At 39.8% G+C, this 309-nt stretch carries 1 protein-coding gene; it reads left to right on the top strand.

Going from position 1 to position 309, the window contains the following annotated elements:
* Positions 1-309 (top strand): hypothetical protein (locus ACFILA_RS09820; RefSeq protein WP_375661157.1); only part of this gene is annotated, 309 nt, incomplete at both ends.

Here is a 309-nt window from a genome sequence, read left to right as displayed (position 1 = left end):
ACTAAGAAAGAAGAAACTGTACAAGATCTCCATCTTAGTTATCAAAACGCTAGTGGTAATACTTCAAGCGGTGATACTACGCAAAATTATTACTTTACGCCGTTCATCATTACAGATGAAAACTCAAAGGCTATGTATGGTTTGCATCCAGCCCCACAAGATCTACAAGATGATCGGTTCAAAGATCCAGAGTCAATGGCAAGGTATGCTCGTAGCCAATTCGTTTCAGAGCCTAAGATTTCGATTGAAGTCGTGATGGACACCAATGAGATGCCAATTCCTGGTGAGACTAAATATCTAACTATCCAA

It is taken from the genome of Bartonella sp. CL71SXKL (assembly GCF_042194935.1).
Taxonomy (GTDB): domain Bacteria; phylum Pseudomonadota; class Alphaproteobacteria; order Rhizobiales; family Rhizobiaceae; genus Bartonella.
The sequence above is the reverse complement of the archived record's forward strand: the minus strand, read 5'-3'. Positions and strand labels throughout refer to the sequence as shown.